General features: G+C 71.9%; 27 protein-coding genes. 16 read left to right on the forward strand and 11 right to left on the reverse strand.

Annotated features, from left to right (window positions below; genetic code table 11):
* The first annotated feature begins 22 nt into the window (after positions 1-22).
* Positions 23-526 carry a hypothetical protein gene (locus AC069K_RS02630; RefSeq protein WP_478611431.1) on the forward strand — a complete coding sequence of 168 codons (504 nt, stop codon included), beginning with the start codon at positions 23-25 and terminating at the stop codon, positions 524-526.
* Between the two features lie 82 nt (positions 527-608).
* On the opposite strand, the gene AC069K_RS02635 is transcribed toward AC069K_RS02630, so the two are convergent.
* The 3 genes from AC069K_RS02635 to AC069K_RS02645 all read right to left on the reverse strand — a co-directional run bounded on the left by AC069K_RS02635 (position 609) and on the right by AC069K_RS02645 (position 3,435).
* The gene (locus AC069K_RS02635) at positions 609-1,127 is read right to left on the reverse strand and encodes an EF-hand domain-containing protein (RefSeq protein ID WP_478611433.1); all 519 of its coding nucleotides are present in this window, start codon (positions 1,125-1,127) and stop codon (positions 609-611) included.
* Between the two features lie 329 nt (positions 1,128-1,456).
* Positions 1,457-2,524 carry a hypothetical protein gene (locus AC069K_RS02640; protein WP_478611435.1) on the reverse strand — a complete coding sequence of 356 codons (1,068 nt, stop codon included), beginning with the start codon at positions 2,522-2,524 and terminating at the stop codon, positions 1,457-1,459.
* A gap of 92 nt (positions 2,525-2,616) precedes the next feature.
* Positions 2,617-3,435 (reverse strand): helix-turn-helix domain-containing protein, encoded by an 819-nt coding sequence (locus AC069K_RS02645; RefSeq protein WP_478611436.1) that lies wholly within the window; start codon positions 3,433-3,435, stop codon positions 2,617-2,619.
* Between the two features lie 215 nt (positions 3,436-3,650).
* Between AC069K_RS02645 and AC069K_RS02650 the strand changes: the two genes are divergently transcribed.
* Positions 3,651-3,851, forward strand: coding sequence for a hypothetical protein (locus AC069K_RS02650; RefSeq protein ID WP_478611438.1), 201 nt, complete (start codon positions 3,651-3,653; stop codon positions 3,849-3,851).
* Positions 3,852-3,925: 74 nt separating this feature from the next.
* Here AC069K_RS02650 and AC069K_RS02655 read toward each other — a convergent pair whose 3' ends face one another.
* On the reverse strand, positions 3,926-5,107 hold the full coding sequence (locus AC069K_RS02655) for a spore photoproduct lyase family protein (RefSeq protein ID WP_478611439.1): 1,182 nt from the start codon (positions 5,105-5,107) through the stop codon (positions 3,926-3,928).
* 290 nt (positions 5,108-5,397) lie between these two features.
* On the opposite strand from AC069K_RS02655, the gene AC069K_RS02660 reads away from it, so the two are divergent.
* A complete protein-coding gene (locus AC069K_RS02660; protein ID WP_365108044.1) occupies positions 5,398-5,637 on the forward strand; it encodes a hypervirulence associated TUDOR domain-containing protein in 240 nt (79 codons plus the stop codon).
* An 81-nt stretch (positions 5,638-5,718) separates the two neighbouring features.
* Here AC069K_RS02660 and AC069K_RS02665 read toward each other — a convergent pair whose 3' ends face one another.
* Positions 5,719-5,892, reverse strand: a complete 174-nt coding sequence (locus AC069K_RS02665; RefSeq protein WP_365108041.1) for a CsbD family protein — start codon at positions 5,890-5,892, stop codon at positions 5,719-5,721.
* A gap of 102 nt (positions 5,893-5,994) precedes the next feature.
* Entirely contained in the window at positions 5,995-7,074 is a 1,080-nt protein-coding gene (locus AC069K_RS02670; RefSeq protein WP_365108038.1) for a MerR family transcriptional regulator, read from the reverse strand.
* 170 nt (positions 7,075-7,244) lie between these two features.
* Between AC069K_RS02670 and AC069K_RS02675 the strand changes: the two genes are divergently transcribed.
* Positions 7,245-7,877 (forward strand): RNA polymerase sigma factor, encoded by a 633-nt coding sequence (locus AC069K_RS02675; RefSeq protein ID WP_365108036.1) that lies wholly within the window; start codon positions 7,245-7,247, stop codon positions 7,875-7,877.
* A 122-nt stretch (positions 7,878-7,999) separates the two neighbouring features.
* Here the strand turns inward: AC069K_RS02675 and AC069K_RS02680 are convergent, their stop codons facing one another.
* The 3 genes from AC069K_RS02680 to AC069K_RS02690 are packed head-to-tail and all read right to left on the reverse strand — an operon-like array spanning position 8,000 to position 11,506.
* Positions 8,000-9,559, reverse strand: a complete 1,560-nt coding sequence (locus AC069K_RS02680) for an FAD-dependent oxidoreductase (RefSeq protein WP_478611442.1) — start codon at positions 9,557-9,559, stop codon at positions 8,000-8,002.
* Entirely contained in the window at positions 9,556-10,287 is a 732-nt protein-coding gene (locus tag AC069K_RS02685; RefSeq protein ID WP_478611444.1) for a class I SAM-dependent methyltransferase, read from the reverse strand. The genes AC069K_RS02680 and AC069K_RS02685 overlap by 4 nt, the downstream gene beginning before the upstream one ends.
* A 25-nt stretch (positions 10,288-10,312) precedes the next feature.
* The gene (locus AC069K_RS02690) at positions 10,313-11,506 is read right to left on the reverse strand and encodes a lycopene cyclase family protein (RefSeq protein WP_478611446.1); all 1,194 of its coding nucleotides are present in this window, start codon (positions 11,504-11,506) and stop codon (positions 10,313-10,315) included.
* A 233-nt stretch (positions 11,507-11,739) separates the two neighbouring features.
* Between AC069K_RS02690 and AC069K_RS02695 the strand changes: the two genes are divergently transcribed.
* The 9 genes from AC069K_RS02695 (at position 11,740) to AC069K_RS02735 (ending at position 21,942) form a co-directional block, all read left to right on the forward strand.
* On the forward strand, positions 11,740-13,119 hold the full coding sequence (locus tag AC069K_RS02695) for a polyprenyl synthetase family protein (protein WP_478611448.1): 1,380 nt from the start codon (positions 11,740-11,742) through the stop codon (positions 13,117-13,119).
* Positions 13,116-14,648, forward strand: coding sequence for a phytoene desaturase family protein (crtI, locus tag AC069K_RS02700; RefSeq protein ID WP_478611450.1), 1,533 nt, complete (start codon positions 13,116-13,118; stop codon positions 14,646-14,648). Before AC069K_RS02695 ends, crtI begins: the two co-directional genes overlap by 4 nt.
* On the forward strand, positions 14,645-15,658 hold the full coding sequence (locus AC069K_RS02705) for a phytoene/squalene synthase family protein (protein ID WP_478611452.1): 1,014 nt from the start codon (positions 14,645-14,647) through the stop codon (positions 15,656-15,658). The genes crtI and AC069K_RS02705 overlap by 4 nt, the downstream gene beginning before the upstream one ends.
* Positions 15,655-16,671, forward strand: a complete 1,017-nt coding sequence (locus AC069K_RS02710; RefSeq protein WP_478611454.1) for a DUF5914 domain-containing protein — start codon at positions 15,655-15,657, stop codon at positions 16,669-16,671. Before AC069K_RS02705 ends, AC069K_RS02710 begins: the two co-directional genes overlap by 4 nt.
* Positions 16,672-16,930: 259 nt before the next feature.
* A complete protein-coding gene (locus AC069K_RS02715) occupies positions 16,931-17,281 on the forward strand; it encodes an effector-associated constant component EACC1 (protein WP_365109891.1) in 351 nt (116 codons plus the stop codon).
* Positions 17,278-19,905: a caspase, EACC1-associated type gene (locus tag AC069K_RS02720; RefSeq protein WP_478611457.1), complete on the forward strand. Its 2,628-nt coding sequence runs from the start codon at positions 17,278-17,280 to the stop codon at positions 19,903-19,905. The genes AC069K_RS02715 and AC069K_RS02720 overlap by 4 nt, the downstream gene beginning before the upstream one ends.
* 122 nt (positions 19,906-20,027) lie before the next feature.
* On the forward strand, positions 20,028-20,528 hold the full coding sequence (locus AC069K_RS02725; RefSeq protein ID WP_478611459.1) for a hypothetical protein: 501 nt from the start codon (positions 20,028-20,030) through the stop codon (positions 20,526-20,528).
* A gap of 330 nt (positions 20,529-20,858) precedes the next feature.
* Positions 20,859-21,209 carry a beta/gamma crystallin domain-containing protein gene (locus tag AC069K_RS02730; RefSeq protein WP_358832619.1) on the forward strand — a complete coding sequence of 117 codons (351 nt, stop codon included), beginning with the start codon at positions 20,859-20,861 and terminating at the stop codon, positions 21,207-21,209.
* 295 nt (positions 21,210-21,504) lie between these two features.
* A complete protein-coding gene (locus AC069K_RS02735; RefSeq protein ID WP_365109896.1) occupies positions 21,505-21,942 on the forward strand; it encodes a VOC family protein in 438 nt (145 codons plus the stop codon).
* 12 nt (positions 21,943-21,954) lie between these two features.
* Here AC069K_RS02735 and AC069K_RS02740 read toward each other — a convergent pair whose 3' ends face one another.
* Positions 21,955-22,632 (reverse strand): DUF4328 domain-containing protein, encoded by a 678-nt coding sequence (locus tag AC069K_RS02740; protein WP_478611461.1) that lies wholly within the window; start codon positions 22,630-22,632, stop codon positions 21,955-21,957.
* A 393-nt stretch (positions 22,633-23,025) separates the two neighbouring features.
* Here AC069K_RS02740 and AC069K_RS02745 point away from each other — a divergent pair, with 393 nt between their 5' ends.
* The 3 genes from AC069K_RS02745 to AC069K_RS02755 all read left to right on the forward strand — a co-directional run bounded on the left by AC069K_RS02745 (position 23,026) and on the right by AC069K_RS02755 (position 24,586).
* On the forward strand, positions 23,026-23,238 hold the full coding sequence (locus AC069K_RS02745) for a cold-shock protein (protein WP_365109902.1): 213 nt from the start codon (positions 23,026-23,028) through the stop codon (positions 23,236-23,238).
* 182 nt (positions 23,239-23,420) lie between these two features.
* On the forward strand, positions 23,421-24,242 hold the full coding sequence (locus tag AC069K_RS02750) for a GNAT family N-acetyltransferase (protein ID WP_478611464.1): 822 nt from the start codon (positions 23,421-23,423) through the stop codon (positions 24,240-24,242).
* Between the two features lie 170 nt (positions 24,243-24,412).
* On the forward strand, positions 24,413-24,586 hold the full coding sequence (locus tag AC069K_RS02755; RefSeq protein ID WP_358832614.1) for a CsbD family protein: 174 nt from the start codon (positions 24,413-24,415) through the stop codon (positions 24,584-24,586).
* 194 nt (positions 24,587-24,780) lie between these two features.
* Here the strand turns inward: AC069K_RS02755 and AC069K_RS02760 are convergent, their stop codons facing one another.
* Positions 24,781-25,896 carry an SRPBCC family protein gene (locus tag AC069K_RS02760; RefSeq protein ID WP_478611466.1) on the reverse strand — a complete coding sequence of 372 codons (1,116 nt, stop codon included), beginning with the start codon at positions 25,894-25,896 and terminating at the stop codon, positions 24,781-24,783.

The following is a 25,896-nucleotide window of genomic DNA, read 5'->3' on the forward strand; positions in this document are numbered from 1 at the left end:
CGCGGGTCTCAAGCCTGGGTCGGTGGACAGCACGGACGATCTGGAGGTATGCCGACAGGTCGCCTTTCGCGCAGCCGAGCGGGACCTCGGTGTGACCGCCGAGGTTCTGGCGTTCGTCGAGGAACTGCTGGAGGACGAGGCGGAGTACGAGTTTGCCGTCGCGTTCCTGGAGAACCTCCAGAACGTCGCCTCCCACGGACTCGACACGTTTCGGTCGCTCGACGAGATACGTCCGCTGCTCGGGCCCCGGAGCCTGGTCTGCTGGGACACCGTGGCCACTTTCTGGGACGCCGTCGCCGACTGGCGGCTTCGTAGCGGCGTGCCGCTGGAATCTTCCGCCCAGATCCTCAGCGTCCAGAACGAACACCTACGGATGCTCCTGTGGACCACGAACAGAACCCTCGCCAACGGCGAGAAACTGGGGATCGCCGACGCTGTGCGCTACGAGAAGGCCGCGGGGTCGCCCATGCCCGGGTACAGCCACATCGATGTAGCACTCCGCATCGCGGGCCAGGGCCCACTCTGACCCGTCCGCCCGCCCGTCCGCCCGCACGTCAGCCCACGGCAGCAACCCCGAAGCGCGGCGCTGCCGTCGGCCGAGAGTCGGGTCAGGAAAGTGTGTCCAGCACCGGGGCGCCATAGGCCGCGGCCATGGGGGAGTTGCCCGTGGTGACGAAGTCGCGGATGCCCGTCAGGTAGGTGTCGCGGTTGATCAGTCCGTCCTGGTCGGCATCCAGAGCGTCGAATGCCGCGTCGACGTCGGTCTCGGCGTTGCCCGCCGTGGTGCGCAGGCGGGCGAACTCGGCACGGTTCAGCTGTCCGTCGGCATCGGTGTCGGCGATGTCGAACAGCGACCCCAGAGCCCGCCGGCAGGAGCGCTCGAAGGTCTCGTGCCCGACCCAGCCGCGGTATTCCTCGAAGGTGACGCGTCCGTCGTGGTCGGCGTCCATGTCCGCGAAAACCGCCTCATGGGCCGCCCGGGACTCGGTGACGACCGGGTGGTGCGCGTCGCGGCCCATGGCGGAGGCCACGCGGTCGACCCGTGCGAGGTATTCGGTGCGGGTGATGACGCCGTCGCCGTCCACGTCCAGCATGGCGAAGATGCGGTGTTGCGGTGAGTCAGACACGTACGGCCTCCAGGTGCCCCGATGGCGCTCCGGGCAGCCGACCGACCGCCCTGGCGTTACTCTCCCTTCGGCCGCGCGTCCTGTGACGGTGGTGGGGCTGTATGGGGAGTGAGGTTTCGTTTCTGCTTGGGCCGTGTGGGTGAGTCGCGAGTCGGTGAGTTGTACGGCAGGCAGCGGTATGGGCCGGTAGGACCTCCCTGGCCCCGCCGGCCCCGCCGGTCCCGCCGCCCAGGGCCTGCTCCACAGTCTGCGCGCGAGCGCCTGTCCAGGGCGTCCCCCGGCCCACGGTGGGCCCACGGTGCTCCCTCCCGTGGGCTGGGACATGCTCCCTAGTCCCCGCCGCCGTCCCCACCGCCGCTGTCCCCGCCGCCTCCATCGCCGCCACCGCCCCCGTCCCCGCCGTCTCCGCCGTCGGAGCCCCAGCCGTCCGAGCCGCCCGGTTCGTTGTCGTCGCCGCCGCTGCCCAGGTTGCTGAACCAGGGGCGGTCCCAGGCGTCATCGCTTGCGACCGGTTCGCCGGCCCTGGCGGGCTGGCGCTGAAGCCGGAAGCGGGCCGTCCCCGTGGTGTCGCCCACACCGAAGGCGACCGCGAAGACCTGGGCCATCACGGCGTCCAGCGGGTCCGGGCTCTCGTAGCGCACGGGCGCCAGGGGCAGCAGCACCGTACCGGGATCGAGGTCGGGACGGCGCGGCGGACGCTCGATCAGGGCGACCCGCCGCTCGTCGCGCAGCACCCAGGAACTCGCGTGGTTCGCCCGTCGCAACTCCCAGACTCCCTGCGGCAGCCGCGCCTGTACGTAGCTCTTGGACTTGCGCAGCTTCTTCCTGAGGACCAGGGCGGCCGGTGCCTCCCCGACGGTCATCCGCAGCCCCTGCGCCTGGTCGGCGACGCTGCTCAGGAAACCGTGCGGCGCCCGTATCCGTACGGGAGGAGCGCCCGGACCCCACACATCGACGCGTACCAGCCGGCGGTCCACTGCCACGGCCACCGGGCCGGCGGGTCCGTGGGCGTACCGCCGGGCGATCCACAACGGCACACCCTCCGCCCGCGCCCGCTCGACGAGGGCGTGCAGCTGCGCGGGACCGCCGCAGTGCCGTACCGCCAACTCTCCCAAACGCTGGGCGAATTCGGCTGCCTGACGTACTTTCACCGGCGTGGTGGTGCCGGTGACGCGCGTGACCGGGATGATGCCACCGTCGGCGGCCAACCGGTCCAGCGGACGTTCCGTGCCGCCGCCGCCGAGCCACTGGCCGCGCTGGAACGCCTCGGCCATGGCCGGCAGGTTCAGCTCGCTCAGCGGCGTGATCCTGCCGCCGCGACGCAGTTCCTCCTCGGTCAGCTCAACGGTCCGCGCCAACGGATTCCACGACCGTTCCGTGTAGAGCGCCTGGCTCATGCCATCTCCCCCGTGTCCGTGCAGTACAGCGACCGACCCTATCGATCTTCAGGACGCGTTCGAACAGCATCCGGTTTCCGGGGGCGTCCCCGTCAGTGCCTGGCCGCGTAGTCGTCGAGCGTCTCCAACGCCCCCCAGGCGCGGTCGAACATCGACGCGAAGTGCGACAGGAACACCGGCCCTTCGACACTGAATCCCGTGAGCTGCTGACGGCCGGCGCCGGAGAAGGAGAGGAAGGAGACGGAGTCGTCCAGCAAAGCGGTGTTGTGCCAGGCGCAGGAGCTGTTCCAGGGCATCACCCGGGCCTCGTAGGCGTACACGTCCCTGGTCTCTGCCTGATGCCGGTGCAGCCAGGCCAGATACGCGGGCGGCGGTGTGCCGTTGCGCTCCGGAACTCCGATGATGCGCCGCACGCTCGTGGACTCGTCGGCGTGTTCCCTGGCCCACTGCAACACCGCCTCGTAGTAGGCGGTCACCTCCGAGGAGACCCAGTGGTCCGGAGGATGCAGCCGTACGTACGTGAGGCGGATCTCACGGCGGGCAGCGCGAACGCGGTCGGTCGCGGCCCGGTACAGGGCGGGAGCGTCCGCGTAACAGACCATGTTGACCTCATGCATCCGCAGCGGGGCGTCCCCGGCGGGGTGCTTCAGGTCGTCCTGCTCGGTCCGGACGGCTCGCCAGAACTCGCTCCACCAACCCCAGTCCCCGCCGAGAGCGGTGACCAGCCGACGGGTGAGGGTCTCACTGGGCAGGCGTTTGCCGTGGAGCGCCTCGGAGACCGTCGCCTGGCTGCACTGTGCTCGCGCGGCGATCGTCTTGAGCTGAGGGTCGCCCGCGCTGATGCGTAATCGTCGCAACTCGGCGGCGAACCGCTGTACGGGTGGCAGTGACCCGCGTGCGTGGTCCTCCACGTCGCCTCCGCCCCCCGACATCACCCCGGATGGCCGCGATACTCGCATCCGGCACACCCCCGGCGGGGAACTTCGCCGAAATCCGCTGAAGAAGACCGAACTTCTGATCCCTTTCCCGGTCTCTCGGAGCTCGTGGGATTCCGTGGACGGCCGGCACCACGGCCGGTGGAATGGGGGATGTCCCGGTTCACCAGCCTCAGGAAGGTGAGATACCCATGTCCGTCGACTTCGCGGGGTCGCTCCGCCGTCATTACTCGTCGTTCCTGGCCGTCCTGGTGACGGGTGTCGTCCTGATCATGGCCTGGGGCGGCACATCGCCCTCCACGGCCGTCGGCCTGAACTGCGTGCTCGGTGTCGCAGGCCTGGTCAGCGCGTACGCCCTCGCACCGGCGGCGGGAGCGGTCGCCCGGCCCTGACGGGAGGGTCCGTTACGCCCGACACGACGGGGAGGCCCACGAGACTCGTGCCTCCCGGCGGCCACGTGCGTCAGTCAGAAGGCGTAGCGCACCCGCAGCCAGGGTGTGCGCGTCTCGATCATGCGGGTCAGGGTCTCCACGGCCTCATGCTTGACCCCAGTGCGGTAGCGGACGTTCCAGGCGCCGTTCTCGGACTGCTTGGGCTGCTGGAGGTCCTCTCGCCACAGCACCTCCTCGGCCCGGGGGTGCCAGCCGAGGTTGACCTCGTGGAGGTCCTGGTTGTGGGTGAGCATGATGATCTCCGCCGCGCTCTGGTCCTTGACCCGGCGCGGCAGTACGTCGTCCATCATGCGCAGCAGTTCGTCCCAGTCCTCTTGCCACCCTGGCCGGAGCACCACCGGGGACAGGTTGAAGTGCACCTCGTATCCGGCGTCCAGGAAGTCCGCGGCGGCCTCGACGCGATCGGGGACGGGGCTGGTCCGGATGTCGAGGAGGCGGGAGTCCTTGGGCGGCATGAGGGAGAAGCGGATCCGCGTGCGGCCCTGCGGATCGAGTCGCAGGAGGTCCGGGTTGACCAGTTTGGTCGCGAAGGAGGCCTTGGCGGTGGGCCAGCGGCGGAAGGCGTGGACGAGGTCGGCGGTGTTGTCGCTGATCAGGTCGTCCACCGAGCAGTCGCCGTTCTCTCCGACGTCGTAGACCCAGGCCTGCTCGTCGCACTGGTTGGGTTCCGTCTTGGGGCCGGCGGCCGTGATGTGGCGGCGCAGGGCACCGAGGACGCGGTCGACGTTGGTGAACACGGTGATGGGGTTGGCGAAGCCCTTGCGGCGCGGGACGTAGCAGTACGCGCAGGCCATGGCGCATCCGTTGGACAGGCCAGGAGCGATCCAGTCGGCGGAGCGGCCGTTCGGCCGGACGGTCAGGGAGGTGCGCTCGCCCAGGACCAGCGTCTCCCGCTTGATCCGTACCCAGCGCTCCACGTTTCCCTCGTTGCCGTGCAGGTGGGGGATGCGCCAGTGGGACTCCGTCTCGATGAGCCGGGCGTCCGGGAAGCGGGCGATGATCTGGCGGCCTCGCCAGGACGCGGCCGCGCCGGGCTCCGCGTGGATCTCCGTCACGCGCAGGAGTCGGCGGGCCTCCGGACCGTCGCGGAACGGCCGCGCCTGTTCGGTTTCCGACGGCGCGGCCGCGGCCATGAGCTCCTCCATGCCGAACAGGCCTTCGGCCTCATCACCCGGCTCCTGGGAGCACCGTCGCATCTCCACTCCGTTCCGCCTCGTGCCCCGCTCCTCGTGCCCTGCCCGCCCTGTGCGAAAGCCCCGCTCGGCGATGGCCGCGATGGCCGCGATGGCGAGGCTGGCAGCGCCGACAGGAGGGCTTCGAGAGTCTTTCGACCTAGTTTAGGTGGTTTCCGTCTCGTCATCCCGTGTCGGGTGTGTGCCGCCTGTCTTGCGCTGCGCGGCGGCCCCGGATGCGTCCCGCCAGGTTCACCGCCAGAGTGGAGAGCGGTTCCCCAGCGAGGCCGGGTCGGCCGGGAAAGGAGTGGGCGATGGCGAAGAAGAGGAAGGAGCCCCCGGGGCAGCAGGAGCTTTCCCGGGGCGACGAGGTCGTCTGGCGCAGTCACGGCAGCGAAACCGAAGGCACGGTGGAGCGGAAGCTCACCGAACGCGTCCACGCGGCGGGGCGTACGGTCGCCGCCTCGCCGGACGACCCGCAGTACGAGGTGCGCAGCGAGAAGTCGGGGCGGACGGCCGTGCACAAGCCCGGCGCGCTGAAGAAGAAGCGGTGACGCACGTCCGAGTGCGGCACGCGGCGGGGCCCCGACCCGGGAGAGTGGGTCGGGGCCCGCGTACCAGGCGTACGTGCCGCGTCAGTGGCGGAACACGTCCTTGGCGGACTCCTTGGCCTGGCGGGCGTCGCCCTTGGCCTGGTCGGCGCGGCCTTCCGCAGTCATGCGCTCATTGCCCGTGGCACGGCCGACGGTTTCCTTGACCTTGCCCTTGGCCTGCTCGGTGTGGGCCTTGGTCTTCTCCTCGCCCGACATGCGGACCTCCTCGTCGTAGAACCGGATGGTCGTATTCGCCCTGCTGCTCGCATCGGCGGTCCGTAAACCCCGTGCCGTAACCCCGTGCCGTGTCGATGTCCGTCACGAGGTGGGTTTCCGTACGCGGGCCAGCAGGGTGAGTGCCTCTCCGAGGCCGCGCGGGCGCAGCAGGCCGTGCGTGGCCGCGCGGTGGCCCCAGCCGGGGCCCGCGAGCAGGACGACGGGGCTTCGCCGCGCCCCTCGCATGCCCCAGTGCGTGTCGGCGATGTGCTGGGCGAGGGGGAGGCTGGCGGTCGAGCGGGTCTGGGACCACAGCACCACCGCCTCCGGGCCGGTACGGCGCACCGCGGCCGTCAGTGCCTCCGTGGGTACGGCGCCGCCGAGGATGCGGACCGCGGCTCCGCGTACGCGCAGCGCCGCCTCCAGCGCTTCCAGCGGCAGGGTGTGCTGCTCGTCGGGGAGGCAGGCGAGCAGGGTGGGAGGGGCCGCGCGCGGCGGCCGGGGGCAGGGCAGCAGGAGCGGGACGCTGCGCAGAGTGGTGGAGATGAGCCACGACAGCATGTGCTCGACCTCCACGTAACGGTCGCCGCCGGACTCCCACTTACGGCCCACCGCGTACAGGGTGGGCATCATCATCTCCTCCCACGCCGTCACCACGCCGTGCTCCTGGAGGAACGCGTTGAGGCTTGCCTGTACGGCGGGTGCGTCGAGGCGGACGGACGCGCGGGCCAGGCCGCGCGTCTCGGGACGAATGGTGCCGAGCGCCAGCGGACTGCCATGCGTCGGCGCGGGCAGCGGATCGGACGCGGGCCACGGTGTGGAGGTGCCCTCGGGATGCGGCGGCACGGCGTCGCGGGTGTCGTACGCGTACGCGGCCGCGGGCTGGCCGGTGTCCGGTGCGGGGGCCGCGGGGTCGGGCCGGGAGGCGGCCTTGGCGGCGCGGGCCGCCTCGGCGGGAGGTATTCCCCGGGCCGTCAGGCGGCACATCTCCTCGACCAGGGCGATGTCCCGCGCCTTCCAGCGGCGGTGGCGGCCGCCCTCGTGCTGCGCGGGCCCGAGCCCGTAACGGCGTCCCCAGGACCGGATGGTCATCGGTGAGACGCCGAGCCGCTGGGCGAGTACGCCGGTGGTGATGCCGATGTCTTCGGAACGGGCCGTCCCGAGCGTGTGGTCGGTGCTCACCCGCGCACTATACGACGCACATCCGATGCGAGTTGAGGTCGTCGGCGGGTCTTTGCAGGCTGGGGGAGCGGCGACCGCAACAGGCGGACGCCGTACCACCGGTCCGCCCGTCGACCGCCATCTGCGGCGCGACCCGGTCGCGTTGGAGTGGCCGAGGAGGAGCACCGATCATGACCGCATCGTGGGCCGCCTGTCCCGGGACCGCCGACGGCGGTACGCCCGGGCCACCGTCGGGGGTTCCGGCCCAGGGGGCGCTCGGTGACGAGGAGTTGGCCGAGGGGTTCGCCCGCGGCGAAGAAGCGTGCCTCGTCGCCGCGCACCAGCGCTGGAGCACCATGGTCTACACGTTGGCCCAGCGGGCGCTGGACGACGCGCGCGAGGCGGAGGACGTCACCCAGTCCGTGTTCCTGGCCGCCTGGCGCGGCCGCTCCACGTATTCGCCCGCGCGGGGCGTCCTGGCCGGCTGGCTCGTCGGGATCACCCGGCGCAAGATCGCGGACACGCTGTCCGCCCGGACGCGCCGCGCCGAGCTGGTCAGGGCGGCCGGGGCCGTACTCGCGCAGCACGAGCACGATCCGGGGGCGCGGCCCGAAGCCGTGCTCGACCGGGTGCTGGTCCGGCAGGAGCTGGCGAAACTTCCCGCGACGCAGCGCCGCGTTCTCGGGCTCGCCTACTACGACGACCTCACGCACACCCAGATCGCCCAGGTGACGGGGTGGCCGCTCGGTACGGTCAAGAGCCACGCCCGCCGTGGCCTGCACACGCTCGCCCGCTGTCTGCGGGAGAGTGGTGCCCCAGCCTGAGGGACACCGATGCGCCTTCGATGCGGTGGCAGTCGACTGGCCGGGCTGGATACCGCCTGGATTCCTCGAAGCCGGATCCCGGCTAGCGTCCGCGCCTTGGACGCCACGAAACCGGATCCTGGCTAGCGTCCGCCTCCTCCGCCCAGCGCTCGCAGCAGCGGCCCACGTCCCCGGTCGGGGACGGTCCACAGGGGCTCCCCGCGTACGTTCCACTGGGTCAGGAGCGCGTTGGCGGCGAGGAATCCGGTGGTCGCCGCCCGCTCCATCAGTGCCACGGGCAGGTCCACCCGCGCCAAATCCCCGGCCACCACCAGACGCGGGTCGGAGGTGTGCACCGGTGGGCGGTCTGCATGTCCGCCGACCGGGAACAGGGGGCAGTCGGCGCGCCACTCGTGGCGGACGTCGACGATCTCGGCGGCGCGGGTCTCCGGATACACCAGGTGCAGTTGGTCGATCAGCCGCTTCTGCTCCACGTCCTGGGCCTGGTCCGGTCGCAGCGCGTACGCGTGGAGTTCCACGACGGATCCGCCGGTGCGCGCCGCCCATCGCGCCGCCTCGCCGTCCCAGCGGTCCAGCACACTCACGTTGTCGAGGTTCGCGTACCCGCTGGTGCCCAGGAAGCCCGGCCGGTCGCGGGCTACGGGCCGGTCCAGCCACAGCCGGGTGACCAGGAAGGGCGGGGCGTTGCGCAGCCGGGCGACGCGCTCGCGCCACGCCGGGTCGCCCAGCCGGTCGCACCAGCCCACCAGCGAGCGCAGTCCGCCGGTGTCCAGGGCCAGGACGACGGCGTCGTGGAGCTTCTGCTCCCCGGCGCCGGTGGTCACTTCGTAACCGCCGCCGGGCAGCGGGTCGATGTGTTCCACGGGGCTGGTGGTGCGGACGTCGGCGCCGTGCCGCTCCAGGTGGGCGGCGAGGGGGTCCCATAGGGCCTGGGTGAAGGGCGCGTCGGGCACGTCGAAGAGCAGGCCCTCCGAGGAGCCCAGGAAGTAGATGTGGAACATCAGCGCCATCTCGGCCGCCGACAGATGGCGCGGGTCGGCGAAGAAACTGCGGGAGAACACCTCGAACGCCAGATGGCGGGCGCTGGGCGGGAAGCGGATGTCCTCCAGGAAGTCGTGCGCGCTGGTGCGGTCGAGGCGCAGATAGATGTCGGGGACGCGGACGTCGAGGAGCGGCAGGGCCGCAGCCGGGTTCATCCGGCGCAGGTCGCGCAGGCCGAAGGAGGGGCTGAGCGCGGCGAATCCCAGGGCGCTCCAGGGGGGTGTGCGCGGGACGTGGCGGAAGCTGTCCCGCATCCCGTCCCGGTGCCGCAGCGGGTAGTCCGGCAGCGGGGTGAGCCGGGCGAGGGAGGGGTCCGCGCGCCGCAGCAGACTCCGCAGGTTGTAGTACTGGCGGAAGAAGGCGTGGAAACCGCGGCTCATGGTGGCCCGTGTCCCGTCCCTCAGCCGGGTGGGCCAGGCACCGACCCGGCCGCCGAGGTAGGGCTCCCGCTCGTACAGCGTCACGGCCACGCCCCGCTCGGCCAGGGCGGTCGCGGCGGCCAGGCCCGCGATGCCGCCCCCCACCACCGCGGTGCTCGGCCGGTCGCCCTGGATGCGCGCGGCTCCGGCCGGGGGCGGGAGCGCACGGGCCCGGCGGTCCCGGCCGGGGTGGGGGGCCGTGTGGCGTCGCGGGCGGGTCATCGCGCTCCCCGGGCGGGAGCGTCGGCGCGGCGGGCGACGAAGGTGTGGGTGATGCCGGTCTGCCAGCCGGGCAGGGGCAGCACGTGTACCGGGTCGAACCCGGCGGTGCGCAGGCGGGCGGCGAAGCGGTCCGCGGTGTCGAAGTCCGTGACGCTGCGCCACAGATGGCGGTAGAGGTCGCCGTCCCCCAGGGCGCCGGCCAGGGGCTGGACGAGGCCGCGGCACACCAGCGTCCACACCGCGCGGTCCGTGCGGCGGCCGCTGAGGGTGTACTCGTGCACGCCGAGGCGGCCGGACGGGGCGAGCAGGCGGCGTACGGCGTCGAGGACCGGGCCGGGGTCGGAGAGGTTGCGGAAGAGGTAGGCGGCGAACACGGCGTCGAACGGGCCCTCGACACCGGCCTCGGCGAGCCGTTCGGCGGGTGCGTGGACGAAGGTGACGTGGGAGGGCCAGGGTTTGGCGGCGGCCCGCTGGAGCATGCCGGCGGAGGCGTCCACGGCCGTGATGGCCGCGTCCGGCAGGACGGTGTGCAGAGCGGCGGTGGAGGCACCGGTGCCGCAGCCGAGGTCCAGGACGCGCAGGCCCGCGCCGCCGCCGGTGAAGCCCAGGCGCCGCACCGAGCGGCGCAGGTGGGAGTGGTAGCCGGGGTTGATGGCCACCAGAGCGTCGTAGCTGCGGGCGGCGTGGTCGAACGCCAGGGCCAGGTCCTGGTCGCGCAGCAAGGTCATGCGGTCTCCCGTGAGCGGTGTGCGGTCAGGTGCGGTCGTAGGGGCGGCGGGGGAGGAAGGGCAGCTCCAGGGCCGAGCGCAGCATGGGGGCCACGGGGGTGCGCAGCCCGATGGCGAGGTCCTGGTGGAGGCGGGTGCGTCCGTCAAGGAACCGCAGGAGCCGACCCAGTGGCACTCCGGCGAAGAGACGGGCGAAGAGCTCCGGTCCCTCGACCCGGCCGCTGTCCAGGGCGCGCAGGAGTACGGCGTCCATGGCGCGGGAGCGGGCCGAGTGGGCGGGCGGCGGCACGGGTCTGCGGCCCTGGTGCAGTGCCGCGGCCACCGCCCGGGTCTGGCGTTGCAGTCCGGCGAAGGTGTACCCGGTCGCGGGGCGGGTCGCGCCGCCCGCGGCGCCGATGCGGAACACGGACGCGCCGGTCTGGCGGGTGAGCGGGGCGTCCGTCATCGGGATGACGCCGGTCTCGGTGGAGACCACTTCCAGCTCGCCGAGGCCGAGCACGGCGGTGGTGTAGTGGCCGACCGCCGCCTCGTACTGAGTCGGCGTCAGCACTCGCGGCGAGAACTCGGTGTACTCCACCAGGGCCTCGTGGGGCGTGAGGGGCAGCACGTAGCCGAAGGACAGACCGCGTGCGGGCTGCGGGGTGCGGAAGTCCATCAGATCGGCGGTGGCCGGGTCGAAGGCGGGGCGGGGGGTGCGGACGAAGCAACCGTGGAAGTGCTGGAGGAGGGTGGTGCGCGCGGCGGGCAGGCTGCCCAGGGGGCGGGAGTCGAACACCCAGCGGGCGCGCAGCACCCGCGGGCGGTCCTGGTCGTCGCGCAGATGGACGCGGGCCCCGAGGTGGCCGTCCTCCACCGCCTCGACGGTGGCCTCCAGGCGCCGGACGGCCGGGTGGCGCGCCAGTTGTCCGGCCACCAGCGCCTCGAACGCGTCCGACCTGATCATCTTGTACCGCAGGGGCGCGATGTCGCCCTCGACGGGTGGGCCGGTGCGCGGCCGGGTGCGCAGCCGCTGCCACGACGCGGTGACCGCGGCGTCGAAGCGGCCGGGGCCCGGCTCCCAGAAGCACCAGGTCCGGCGGGGCGGCCGCAGCGGCCCGGGCGGCGCGTCGATGAGGGCGACCGTGCGGGGGCGCGCACGGAAGCGGGGGCCGGACAGCCGGTGCGCCAGGGACAGTCCGGCGGCTCCCGCGCCGACGATGGCGACGTCCACCTCGTGCACGGCGGCCTCCTTCTTCCCGTTCTTCCCGCTTTCGGTGACGTCCCGTCCCCAGCATTCCTGTCCAGGGGCGCGATCGGATGCAGGCCACTCGCCCGGGTGACTGCGCTCCATCGGCGCGCGAACCGGCCAGGGGCGGGAAAACATGCGCCAGTGTCCGTGGCGCAGGTAGCCGCTGGTGCATCCGTGCCGGTCGTCCGGCCCGTAGTGAGGGGGGACGAAGCGATGCACGCACCATGACGAGAGGAACCGGGATGCGCCGCTCACCGGCGACCGATCACACCACGGACGACGCCCCGTCCGTGCCGCGCACGGCAGCGGTGTCGGCTTCCACCGCCTGGGTGCGGCCATATGGCCGCACCCGCGCGTCAGCGGGCCACGCGCGTCGCGTCGCCGCGCAGTCGCCGTGCGCGGCGGCCGCCGCGGCACACCGGGTGGACCAGGACGTGCGGGCCGCCGTGGGCCGCGTACTGGAGCAGGTGCTGGCCGACCGGGTGGCGCGGGCACGGGCACTGGATCCGCTCTTCGCCGCCGACATCGCCGAACGGGTCGCGCGGTTCAGCCGGGGCGGCGCCCGGAGCCGTTCCCAGCTGCTGTGGTGGTCGCTGCGGGCGTGCGGCGGCGCGGCCGGGCTGCCGGTCGCGGCCGCGTTGCGGATCGGCGCCGCCCTGGAACTGCTGCAGACCTGTGCGCTCATCCACGACGACGTCATCGACGGATCCGCCCTGCGCCGCGGGCGGCCGACCCTCCACACCGAGGTGCGCGAGCAGTACGCCCACGCCGTCCCGCCCGCACGGCTCGCCTCCTTCACCGGCGCCTCCGCGATCCTCGCCGGGGACCTGGCGCTGTCCTGGGCGGACGACCTGCTCGCCGAGACGCCCCCGGCACCCGGGACCGCCCCGGCGGTGCGCCGCCTGTGGAGCGACATACGGACGGAGATGGTCGCCGGGCAGTACTTGGACGTCCACGGTCAGGCCACGGCTTCGCACTCGATGCTCCGCGCGCGGCGGACCGCGTGCCTCAAGAGCGCCCGCTACTCCGTCGAACGGCCACTCGCGCTCGGTGCCGCCCTGGCCCGTGCGGACGAGGCCACGCGGCGCGAGGTGGGCCGCGCCGGTCAGCGCGTCGGGATGGCCTTCCAACTGCGCGACGACCTCAATGACGTCTTCGGTGACCCCCGGATCACCGGCAAGCCCGCGGGCGGCGACATCCGCGAGGGCAAGCCGACCTATCTGATCGCCCTGGCCAGGGAACGGCTCGAAGCCACCGGCGACCGGCACGCCCTGGCCGTACTCGAAGGCGCCCTGGGCCGCCCGGACCTGACGCGGGACCACCTTGACCAGGTCCGCGGGATTCTGACGGCGACGGGGGTCAGAGACAGCGCCGAGGCCCGGATCGAGGAGCTCGTCGCCCAGGGGCTTCGCCACCTCGGCAGCGCCGGCCTGGACCGGGTCGCCGGACGGCGACTGGGCGAGCTGCTGCACACCGTGGCCGGTGCGGCAGGCGGTGGAGGTACGCGGGCAGCCGGCGGGGACGGGCAGCGCGCCCATGGTCCGGGGTTCGCAGAGCACCGTGAAGCGGCCCTGGAGAGCCACGGCGAGAGGGCGCGTCCGTGACGCGCTCGGTGCCGGGGCGCACCGATCACGTGGTGGTCGTGGGAGCCGGGCTCGCCGGGCTGTCCGCCGCCCTGCACCTGCTGGGCGCCGGACGGCGGGTGACGATCGTCGAACGCGAGACCCGGCCCGGCGGCCGCGCCGGAAGCCTCCACCTCGGCGGCTACCGGCTCGACACCGGTCCCACCGTCCTGACCATGCCCGACCTCGCCGACGAGGCCTTCGCGGCGGTGGGGGACAGCCTCCACCGACGCGTCGAGCTCATCGCGCTCCACCCCGCCTACCGCGCGGCCTTCGCCGACGGCAGCAACCTCGACGTGCACACCGACGCGGAGGCGATGAGCGCGGAGGTCGAGCGCTTCGCCGGGGCCCGGGAGGCAGCGGGCTACCGCGACCTGCGCGACTGGCTCCAGCGCGTGTACCGCGCGCAGATGCGCCGCTTCATCGACGCGAACTTCGACTCGCCGCTCAACCTGCTCACCACCGACCTGGCGCGGCTGGCCGTCCTCGGCGGGTTCGGGCGACTGGACGCCCGCGTCGGGCGCTTCCTGAAGGACGAGCGACTGCGCCGCGTGTTCACCTTCCAGTCCCTGTACGCCGGAGTCCCTCCGGCCCGCGCGCTCGCCGCGTACGCGGTCATCGCCTACATGGACACCGTCGCCGGGGTGTACTTCCCCCGCGGCGGCATGCACGCGCTGCCCCGGGCCATGGCGGCGGCCGCGGTGGACGCGGGCGCCGAACTGCGCCTGGGACAGGAGGCGGTACGCCTGGAACGCTCCGGCAGCACCGTCACCGCCGTCGTCACCGACCACGCGCGCATCCCTTGCGACGCCGTCGTCCTCACCACCGATCTGCCCGTCGCCTACCGGCTCCTCGGTCGCGCTCCCCGGCGGCCGCTGCGGCTGCGGCACTCGCCATCCGCGGTGGTGCTGCACCTGGGCACCGACCGGACCTGGCCGGGCCTGGCCCACCACACCCTCTCCTTCGGCGCGGCCTGGCACAGCACCTTCGACGAACTCACCCGCACCGGGCACCTGATGAGCGACCCCTCCCTGCTGATCACCCGGCCCACCGCCACCGACCCCGCCCTGGCGCCGCCCGGCAAACACCTGCACTACATCCTCGCGCCGTGCCCCAACACCGACATCGGACCCGATGCCACCGCCTGGAGCGGCCTCGCGCCGCGCTACCGCGACAGCCTCCTGCGGGAGCTGGAGCGGCGCGGCCTCGACGGCATCGCCTCCGCCATCGAGGAGGAGTGCCTGGTCACCCCGGCCTCCTGGCACGCGCTCGGGCACGCCGCGGGCACCCCCTTCTCCGCGGCACACACCTTCACCCAGACCGGCCCCTTCCGGCCCCGCAACCTGGTCCACGGCACCGACAACGCCGTCCTCGCGGGCTGCGGCACCACACCGGGCGTCGGCGTGCCCACCGTGCTGCTCTCGGGCAAGCTCGCGGCGGCGCGCGTCACCGGGGCCGCCCGCGCACGCCGGCACGGCCGCCGTGTCCGTCCCCAGGAGAGCCCCGCATGACCGATCGCGAACTCGACGCCGCCGGCATCACCGACCCCGCACTGCGCCACGCCTACCGGCAGTGCCGCCGGCTCAACGCCCGCCACGGCAGGACCTACTTCCTCGCCACCCGGCTCCTGCCCGTGGAGCACCGGGCGGCCGTGCACGCCCTGTACGGATTCGCCCGCTGGGCCGACGACATCGTCGACACCCTCGACCCCGCTGTCGGCCTCGAACACCGCGACGCCGCCCTCTGTGCCCTGCACCGCACGCTGGCCGAGGGCCTGCGGGGGAGCGGCAGCAGCGAACCGGTGGTGCTGGCCCTCGCCGACACGGCACGCCGGTACGCCATCGACCACCGCCTGTTCGCCGACTTCATGGCGGCGATGCACGCGGACCTGTCGGTCACCGGCTACGCCACGTACGCCGATCTGCGCGCCTACATGCACGGATCCGCGGCCGTGATCGGACTCCAGATGCTGCCCGTCCTGGGCACGGTCGCGCCCCGGGAGGCGGCCGCGCCGCACGCGGCGGCGCTCGGAGTCGCCTTCCAGCTCACCAACTTCCTGCGCGACGTGGGCGAGGACCTCGACCGCGGTCGGGTGTACCTGCCCGCCGACCTGCTCATGGCGCACGGCGCCGACCGGCCGCTGCTGCGGTGGAGCCGTGCGACGGGCCGCCCCGACCGGCGCATCACGGCCGCGCTGCGCGAGTTCGAAGCGCTGACCCGAGGCGTCTACCGCCAGGCCGTACCCGGCATCCCCATGCTCGCCGACGTCTCGCGGCCGTGCATCCGTACCGCGTGCGTGCTGTACGGGGGCATCCTGGACGCCGTGGCCGCGGACGGGTACGCCGTGGTGCACCGCCGCGCGGCCGTGTCCCGCGGACGCCGTGCCACGGTCGCCGCCGACGGGCTCGTGCGCGTGGCGGCGGCACGGCTGCGTGTGCGCGGGCGACGCCGGGCCGCGTACGTACCGCAGTCACCTCCGTTGGAAAGCTCGCGCCGCCCCGTTCACGAGGAGGTTGCATGAAGCCCGACCCCGCGTCCCGGCGCGCCCGGCTGCCCCTGTCCCTGCGCAGGCGAGCGCTTTCCTGGGGACAGCAGCGCCCCACCTGGCGCGACGCGAAACCGGGCGTGATCGCGGCGGCCGTCAAGCGCGCCCAGGCGCGTCCGTCGGGAAATTGGTACGTCGTGGGCGCCTCGCACCATCTGGACGGCGGCCGGCCACTGGCGCAGACCGTGGCAGGGCACGAGGTCGTCGTCTGGCGCGACGCCGAAGGCCGTGCGGTGGGAGGGCCCGGCATCTGCCCGCACCTCGGGGCGCCGCTGAAGGACAGCCCCGTCACCTGCGGACGCCTGATGTGCCACTGGCACGGACTCGCCCTGGACGGCACCCCGTACACGGGCTGGAGCCCCTGGCCCGTACACGACGACGGGGTGCTGGTGTGGGTCCGCCTGGACGAGGTGGGAGGCGAACCGCCGCTCGACGCACCCGTCCTGCCCGACCGCCCCGCACCGGCCGGGGCCGTGTCGGCCGTCTACACGGGCGTGGGGACGTGCGAACCCGAGGACGTCCTGGCCAACCGCCTGGACCCCTGGCACGGCGCGTGGTTCCACCCGTACTCGTTCGTCGATCTCACCGTGCTGGACACACCCCGGGGCAGGCCGGACGAGGAAGGCGACGCTTTCACCGTGGACGTCTCGTTCAAGGTCGCCGGACGGCTGGTCGTACCGGTACGAGCGGTGTTCACCGCGCCCGAACCACGCACGGTGGTCATGCACATCACCCAAGGCGAGGGCGCCGGCAGCGTCGTGGAGACGCACGCCACCCCACTGGGACCCGATGAGCGGGGCCGCCCGCGCACCGCGGTCGTCGAGGCGGTCGTCGCCGCATCCGACCGCGCGGGTTTCGCCCTGGTACGCCGGGCCGCCCCGGTCCTGCGCCCCTTGATCCGCGCCGCCGCCGGACGGTTGTGGCGCGACGACCTCGCCTATGCCGAACGGCGCTGGCAGTTGCGTTCCACGGGCCGCTTCCCGGGCTGATCGTCCACGCGTACGGAAGGGCTCTCAACCGGTCCCGCCTCCCACCTCGACGCCGACCCGCTCTCCTCTGCGACGGTCGAGGAATCGCGCCCGTAGAACACCGATATCGACGAGAAGCTGGCCACGCAGGTACCGCCGCAACGGCAACGCCTGTCCTCCTGCCGGGGGAAACCCGGGGAAGTCCTCCCATTCGCCGGACGGAGCTGGGATCCTGACCTTGGTGGTCCGATACTGGGCACATGATCCACGGGGGAGCCGGATGGCCGAGGTACGGATCAGCGCGGGGAGCGCCGCGAGTGCCACGGCCCTGACCGGGTGGCTGCGCCGCGACCCGTCCGTGGCGCGTGCGGGCATCACCATCGAGTCCGCTCACACCGCCACGTCACCGGCGACGACCATGGGGTCCCTGGACACCATCATCGCCGTGGCCAACAGCACGGTCGGCGTGCTCGGGCTGTTGGTCACAACGGCCGCCTGGCGACGTCCCCGAGGCGTGCGGAGGCCGACCGTGCGGATCACCGAGAGCGACGGGACGATCATCGAGGGGACGGCCGAGGAGGTCCTGCGCATCCTGCAGGCCCGCGAGGATCGGGAGCCGTCCGACACATGACCGCTCTGCTGTCCGACCCGGCGGCCTCCCGGGCGGTCCTCGTCGGCGTGTCCCGGTACACGGCGGCCGGCCGCCTGGCCCAACTTCCCGCCGTGCGACGGAACATCACCGCTCTGCGGGACGCCCTGTGCGACGACTCCGTGTGGGGCCTGGCCCCGTCGAGCTGCCGCGTTCTCGACGGCGAGGCCGACGGCGGTGACGTCATGCGCGCCATCCACGCCGCGGTGGGCGAAGCCACCGACACGCTGCTCGTCTACTACGCCGGGCACGGCCTGCTGCACCCGGACCGCCCCACCGAACTCCACCTCGCCCTGCACGACTCCAACGAACAGCAGATGTGGCGGTCCCTGCCGTACGCGCACATCCGCGACGAAGTACGGTCGGCACACCGGCGCCACGGCCTCAAGTGCGCCATGGTCCTCGACTGCTGCTTCAGCGGAGCCGCGGTGGAAGGCGGCATGAGCGCCCCCGAAACCCTGCTGCGGCAGGCCGCCGACATCGACGGCGTCTGCGTCCTCACGTCGAGCGCGGCCACCGAGGTCGCCTACTCCCTGGTCGACGAGGAGCTGTCCGCCTTCACCGGAGCGATGCTCACACTGCTGCGCACGGGCGTGCCCGACGCCGGGCCGGTACTCGACTTCGGCACCCTCCACGCCCGACTGCATCAGACCCTCAGTACGCGCGAGCACCCCCAGCACCCGCAGATCGGCGCCCACAACTCAGGCGAGCGGATCGCCATCTTCCACAACCTCGCGTTCACCGCGCCGACCCCGCACGAGGCCGATCGCGAGCCCGACACACCGCAACCACTGCCCGCCACCCGGCTGTTCGGGCGGGAGCGCGAGCTGCGGGAGCTCACGGCGCTGGCGGGCCAGGGGCCGGGCGTCCTGGTCGTCCACGGGCCTCCCGGGGTCGGCAAGTCGGCGCTCGCGGCGGAACTCCACCGCCGGCTCACCGACGATCACGAGAAGCCCGGGACCGCGGATGTGCCGGTGCCCGTCGTCCTGCTGGACGACATCACGACCCTGGCCGACCTCTCCCGGACCGACGCGACACCGCACGACACGCTGGTCCTGGTCACCAGCCGTGCCTCACTCACCGCCGCCCTCGCGCCCCATCAGGTGCGCCACTACGCCCTGGCCCCGCTGCGGGTGGCCGACGCGGTGGCGTTGCTCCAGGACATCAGCGGACTCACCGGCCACGCAGACGAACTCGCCGAAATCGCCGAACTGCTGAGCTGTTTCCCGCTCGCCCTTCGTCCCATCGCCGCCCGGCTCCGCCGCACCCCGCCCGACCTGCTCCTCGACGCGATGCGGGAGTCGGACCGGCCGCTGCAGCACCTGCACGACGACGACGATCGCGTCCGTACGGCCTTCACCGTGTCGTACGAGGCCCTCGGCGCCCAGCAGAAGCAGGTGCTCCAGGACTGCGCGAGCCACCCCGGTCCGGACTTCGACCGCCACTCCGCCGCCGCACTCTGCCATCTGCCCCCCGGCATCTGCGGACTGATGCTGGAAGAGCTGGTCGACGTCGGCCTCCTCCAACGCGCGGGCGACCGTTACGCCTTCCACGATCTGTACCGCGGCTATGCGCGCCCCGCGCCCGCGACGGTGGTCCGGAGGCGGGCCTCCCTGTACCCGCATCTGCGCAGTCGGCTGGGGCCCGCGCGGGACGACAGCTCGCGCTCGTGGCGGGCCGCCGCGCTCGGGGAGTTGCGCGCGGCGGCACGGGCGGCGCGCGAGGACGGGTGGAGCCTTGCGGCCGAGCTGAGCTGCGACGTGGCCGACGCCCTGCACGCGGAGGAGAGACCCGCCGAGGCCAGGGAAGAGGCCGAGGCCGCCTATCGGTACGCCACGAGCAGGAGCGACAGCACGGGAACGACCCGGGCCCAGGCCGCACTGGCCCTTTCGGGCACCCGACTACGCCCGTTCCGGCCACCGTTGCGCCCGTCCGATCCCTCGGCCACCCGCCAGGACGTGGGAGCCGCCCTCGTACGCGCGGCTGCGCAGGCCCCGCAGGACGCGGCCGCGCACGGCCGGCACCTCATGGACCTCGCCGAACGTGCCCTGGCCGCCGACCTCGTCGACGAGGCCCTGCGGTTCCAGACCGAGGCACGCCCCCACGCGGAGGAGAGCGGGGAGCAGGGATTGCTGGCCGAGTGCCTCGTCGGCGAGGCGGCCCTGCGCATCTACGCCGGGCAGCATCCGGAAGCGGTGGAACCGGCCCGACGAGCGGCCCTGCTCCTGGACGAGCGGGGCGATCGGGAAGGGGCGGCACACGCGTTCGCGACGGTGGCCGAGGCGCTGCGCAAGACCGGGGACCCCGAGAAGGCGCATCCCCCTGCGCGCCTGGCCCTCGACCGGTTCGCGGCGATCGACGATCCCGCCGCGCTCAGCTACGCGTACCGCCTCCTCGCCAAGGTCGAATGGGCCCGGGGCAACCACGCGTACGCCCGGCGGTTGATGGAACGCGCACACCAGCTGCGTCACGGCCCCGGAATCGAGGAAGGCCCGTCGACCAGAGCCATCGCCCATCCGTCGTCCCGAGCGGTCCGCATGGGCCACACCAGGGGATTCTCGGAGCCTCCGACGACTCCGGGTCTGACCGAGCCTCAGCGACCCTAGACCCCAGCCGGTCACCGGTTCGCCCCGTGGGGCGGGCGTCGGGAGCGTAGCCTGCTGCGCAGCGGCGCGAGCGGCAAGGACGCCGCGCGCACCTTCGGATCCCGTACGAGGAGTGCTCAGCCATGCGCATACCCAGACCCTCCCGCCGGAGGGGCCGCAGAGCCGCTGTCATGGGCGCGGCCCTGGCGGCCGCCCTCACCCTCGCGAGCTGCCAGGACGGCAACCCCGTCGCGACCTCGCCACCGCCCGCGGTGACCACCGCGGCCACCTCCGCCGACGCGTCCCCCTCCCCGTCCTCGTCCCCTTCCTCTCCGCCCGCGCCCCCCACTAGCTCCTCCGCTCCCGCACCCACGCCGAGCCGCGCGAGCGCGAAGCCGCACACCCCCGCCCCCTCCACGCCCAAGCCGCGCGCCCCGAGGACACCGGCCCCGGGCAGCCACCCGAGCACGACGGCCACCACCTCTGCCCACTCCGGCAGTTGCGAGATCGTCTCCAACGCCGGCAACTGCTACAACGCCGGTCAGTTCTGCCGCAAAGCCGACCTCGGGAGGTCCACCGATGCGGCCAACGGCAGGAGGATCTACTGCCGGATCGTGAGCGGCCGTCCCCACTGGCAGTACTGACCTTCCTGGGACGGTTGCCCCATCGGGTGGCAATGATGCCCGCGGGACTGCCCGTTCAGCCCTTTGTCGCTGAGGCGCGTGGCCGGTAAATGGAGTAAGGGAAGCAGCATCAGGCATATCTCGATCTGGACATTCATGGGGGTAATTCAGGCCCAGAGGATCGTAGGTGATTGCCGTATGCAGCTGCCTTGCGTGATATTCGTCAGGCAAGTCCGAGAGACGAGACTACGGAAGGGCTGCACGGGGGTATGCGAAAAATTTTTCGGCAGACCTCCACTGATGCGGTCGTGACGTGGCCTCCCCGTTCGACAATCGAATGAAGGAGAACTTGTGATCTCAAAGACGAAGAGGGTCGCCCGTTCCGTGATCGTGGCGTTGGCAGCCACCACGGCGATGACGGTCGCGATGCCCACGGGCAACGCGTTCGCCATCAACCACGTCGAGTGCCGCGGCGGGGAGAACTTCCTGAAGATCTGGTCCCACCTGGACCGCAGCAGCGTGGACTGCTACGCCAACAAGGGCCGGATGTCCTTCGGGAGTTGGTGGGTCGACCGCATCTCGACGGGCAACAACGACCTGATCTACTACGACGTCAACGGCGACTCGGTCCGCATCAACCGGTGGACGGACATTACCTTCCCGAACCGTCCGCCGCGGATAAAGGACATCGAAATTCTTTGACGCGCGAGCGGATATACCCCCGGCGCTGAATTGCCTATAGGGGTAAATGCTCTCCGCCCAGTCGGCGGATGCAGGCCACGCGAGTCCCGCGTGGCCTGCATCCGCATCGGCGGCGTCATGCTATTCCCGATGTCCAGGGCGGTGGCGGCCTTCTGCTAGCGCTGCGGCTTTCTGTGCGACTCGTAACCGCCGCTCCGATCTACTGGAACAGGGCGCGGGCGCGGTCGGTCGGCCTTGCCGGCGTCCTCGCCCCAAGCGTCCGATCAGCGGGCTCGTGCTCGGTAACATGCGGCGCATGGGCATCAGACTTGAGAACGTCGGCATCGCTGTTCGCGACCTCGAAGAAACGATCTCCTTCTTCACGGATCTCGGCCTCACGGTCGTCGGCCGTGACACGGTCAGCGGCGAGTGGACCGACACCGCCGTCGGGCTCGACGGCAACCACGCCAAAATCGCGATGCTCCAGACGCCGGACGGTCAGGGGCGCCTCGAACTCTTCGAGTACATCCACCCCGACGCGATCGAGTCCCAGCCCACTCGTCCCAACGACATCGGCATGCACCGCGTCGCCTTCTCCGTCGACGACATCGACAAGGCCCTTGAGACAGCCGCGAAGCACGGATGCTTTCCGCTTCGCGGTGTGGCGACCTACGAGGACGTCTACAAGCTCACGTACGTCCGCGGCCCCAGCGGCATCCTCGTGATGCTCGCCCAGGAGCTGAAGAAGAACTGACGACCGACCGGATCAGCCGCTTGAGGCTGCCGGGGGCGCCGGGGGTGCCTTCATCCGCTCGTAGCCGCGCTGCTGTAGACGTGTCAGTCGCTGAACAAGGAGAACCGCGAGGAGCGCGGCCACGAGGTTCAGGGCGTCGACGCCGATCCAGACGCCCGAAGTCCGGTGTACCGAAGCCGTCTCATCGCCTGCTGCGGGCAGGCGGGAGCCGACCACGAGCAGCACCTTCGACGCGACCCAGGCGGCCCACCACGCGTTGAGGAGCGTGAGCGACGGCTTGCGTGTTGAGTCCTCGTGGCGTGCGTCGTCCCCGCGCGCCGACCTGTCGCTCGCGTAGATCATCTCGCGTGCGATGAACCATGGCATCACGAGGTTCACCAACGGTACGAACCAGACCCCGATGGCCCAGCCGGGTCCCGTGGAGCACGTGTGCGGATCCAGGGCGTCGGCGTTGGTCCGGACCCGGTGGAACCAGGCGATGAAGACGCCGGCCGTCACGGTCATGGCCCACAGTTGCAGGCTGCCGGCCGTGCTGTGTCGGTCCCGGTCCGCGTCCAGCAGGCCGAATGCCTGCGCGTCGTAACCGCCGTGGACCAGCGACCGACCCGAGTGCCGGAAGGCGGCGATGTCGGCGACGAGTCCGTAGACGGCAGCGACGGCGGCCAGCGCGAGCAGCAGTGTGACGGCCATGGCCGGCCCCCGTACTGGGCGGAACCCGGGCCCTCGTGCCGCTGCCGTGCGGGACGGCACAGCGTCGCCGTCGAGTCCGGCGTACGTTTCGAACCCCTTGGCCCAGTCCTCCTCCTCGGACTCGCCGGCTCTCAGCGGCGCACCAGCCATGTTTCCGATCCCCCTTTTGATCGCGCCCCGCCTCCGGGTCGGCGCGCCAGCGGACTGTACGACACCGCCCGGGCGGCGTCCACGTTCATGCCGCTCGTCGGCAGGCGGGGACCGCAGGCAGGAGGTCGGGCGATGATGCGTCTCGTGGTGGCTCATAGTTGACATTTCGAGCCGAAGCTCGCGTCCGCGTGCCAGGATCCGTTGGGCGGTGCTTGGCCGCCACGCGACCTCTTGGGGTAGATCATGTCCGACAGGCAACTCGGCACGGTGAAGTGGTTCAACGACGAGAAGGGGTTCGGTTTCATTACCCCGGAAGGGGGCGGGGACGACCTCTTCGTGCACTTCAAGGCCATTGAGAGCGACGGTTTCAAGTCCCTCAAAGAGGGCCAGAGGGTCTCCTTCGTCCCTGAGCGCGGACAGAAGGGCATGCAGGCTGCGCAGGTCCGTCCGGAGTAGCCCGCTTGCGGACTGAGTGCCGCAGGCGGCCAGTTGCGTCGACTGCGGCACTCAGTCAAGCACCCGGTGGGGGCGGCGGCAGCCGCCCTCTCGACCGCGCGGTCTGACCGTCCATCCCCCCGTCACCGTGCGGGCGCGGAAAAAGGGGTGCGCCGGAACCCGGTGCCGTAAGACGATCGGGTATGACCTGGCATCTCACGGACGACGTCGAAACCTTCCTGGTGGCCGCGGACCCCTTCCTCGCTGCCGACCCGGCCCGCAACACCGTGTTGCTCACCCTCGGCGCGGGGGCGCGCGAAGGGCACTGGCCAGGAGCCCGGTTCGGGTGGTGGACCGGGCCGGGGCGGGCGGTGGGCGGCGCGTACGTCCAGACCCCGGGGATGCCGCCCGTGCTCGGCACGATGCCGGACGAGGCAGCCCGCGAACTCGCCGACGTGCTGCGCGGAGAGACGCTGGTCGGGGTGAACGGCACCACAGTCACCGCTCGCGCCTTCGGCGAGGCATGGGGGCCGTACCGGGTGGACCGGGAGGAGCGCCTGTTCGAGCTGGCGGCGCTCGCCGAGCCGGCGCCGGTCGCGGGCCGCGCCCGTATCGCGACCGAGGCGGATCTCCCGGTGGTCACGGAATGGATGACCGCGTTCCTCGACGAGGTGGCGCTGCCGACCGCGCTGGGCGCCGCGGCTGCCGCCGCCCGGCGTACGGCCGCCGGACAGGTGGTTCTGTGGGAGACGGAGGAGGGCCCGGTGTCACTGGCCGCCGCCTCGGGGGTGCTGGCCGGCCAGTCCCGTATCGGACCGGTCTACACCCCGCCCGCCCTGCGCGGCCGTGGCTTCGCGGCCGTCGCCACAGTGGCCGCGACCCGCCTTGCCCTGGGGTGGGGAGCGGCGCAGGTGGTGCTGTTCACGGACCTGGCCAACCCGACGAGCAACGCGCTCTACCGGCGGCTGGGGTACCGGCCGGTCCAGGACCACCTGGTACTGGACTTCACGGGTGGGGGCGGCTGAGCCCGAGGCGGCTGAGGCCGAGGCCGAGGCGGCCGAGCTGGCCAGGATGCCTTGCCCGGAGCACCCCTCACCCCGTGCGATTTCGCATATTTGGCCCGTTATGCGTAGTGATGTTCACGCGGGGTACGACAGAAGCGAGCCCACGTTGCCGTGGCGTGGAGGTGAGCGGCATGGGTGCAGGCAAGAAGGTCAAGAACGTTGGCAAGACGACCAAGGGCAAGGTGAAGGAGACCACGGGCAGGGCTGTGGGAAACGAGAGTCTGGAAGCCAAGGGGCGGGGAGAGCAGGCGCTGGGTGACGTCAAACAGGCCGGTCAGAAGGCCAAGGACGCACTCAAGCACTGACCGAGCGTTGACGCTCAAGCAGTGACAAGCATTGACGCTCGTGGGTCCGGAAGGGTGTCGAGAAGGCCGACGGAGACGTTCCGTCGGCCTTCTCGCGTTTCGCACGCGGGCACCTGCACGGAGGAATGCACTCCTCACGTAGGAATGCACTGTGGCGGACACTCCGGCAGGTCGGCACGCGTTACCCGCTGGTATCACGCGGACCGTGAGCGTCGGCGCCGCCGGGGCGGGGAGGGCTCGTCCTCCTCGTCCTCGTCCTCGTCCTCCTCGTCCTCGTCCTCCTCCTCGTCCGGTTCGCCCTCCTCCTCGTCCTCTCCGGCGTACTCCGCCTCCTCATCCTCGTCCGCGTACTCCCCGTCGTCCTCCTCCTCGTCCGCGTACTCGTCCTCCTCCTCGTCCGTCTCGGCGCCGTCGTCCTGGTCGGCGTACTCACCCTCTTCCTCGTCTTCCTCTTCCTCTTCCTCCTCCTCGTCCGGGTTCTCGTTCTCTTCGTCCTCAAGGGCTTCTTCGTGGGTCCGGACGACCTCGCCGTCGCGGATCTCGCCGCGCCAGCCTTCCGGTTCGTCGGTGGTGAGGGTGGTGTGGCGCAGGAAGTTCTTGAGGTCGAGGCGCAGGCGGCGGCCCTGTGCCCGCCACAGGTTGCCGGTCTTCTCGAAGAGCCCGCTGGGGTAGTACTCGACGACGATGATGATGCGGGTCAGTGTCGGGGCCAGCTCGTGGAAGCTGACGCAGCCCCGCGTGGTGCCCTTGGCGCCCTCTGAGGTCCACACGATGCGGTCGTCGGGTATCTGCTCCTGCACGGTGGCTTTCCAGCTCCGCGTGGAGGGACCCACCTTGACCTTCCAGTCGCTTTCCGTTTCCTCGCCACGGGAGACATCGCGGACTCCCTTGGCGAATCCGCTGAAGTCCTCGTACTGGGTCCAGAAGTCGTAGACCGTACGCAGGGGAAGGCCGATGTCGAGCGCCTCGACGATGTTGACCACTTTGCCGCCGCTCTTGCGGCCGCGGCCCTTGCCGCCGCCGAGGCCCGAGACGGTGTCGGTCACCTTGTCCTTGAGGTTGCCGAGCTTCTGTCCGGCGAAGGCCTTCAACGGGGAGTCGCCCTCGAGGAGGCGGCCGCCGATGCCGGCGACGTCGGAGAGGGAGCCGCCGTTGTCGGCGACGTCGTAGAGCTGGTCGGTGAGGTCCGAGAGTTTGTCCGTGGCCTTGTCGGCGAGCTGGTCGGCCTGGGCGCCGAGGTACCCGGACGCTTCCTTCAGCAGCTGGTCCAGTCCCGAGGGCTGGGACGAGGAGCGGTTTGAGGTTGCCAT

The organism is Streptomyces sp. NPDC043908, from assembly GCF_056435525.1.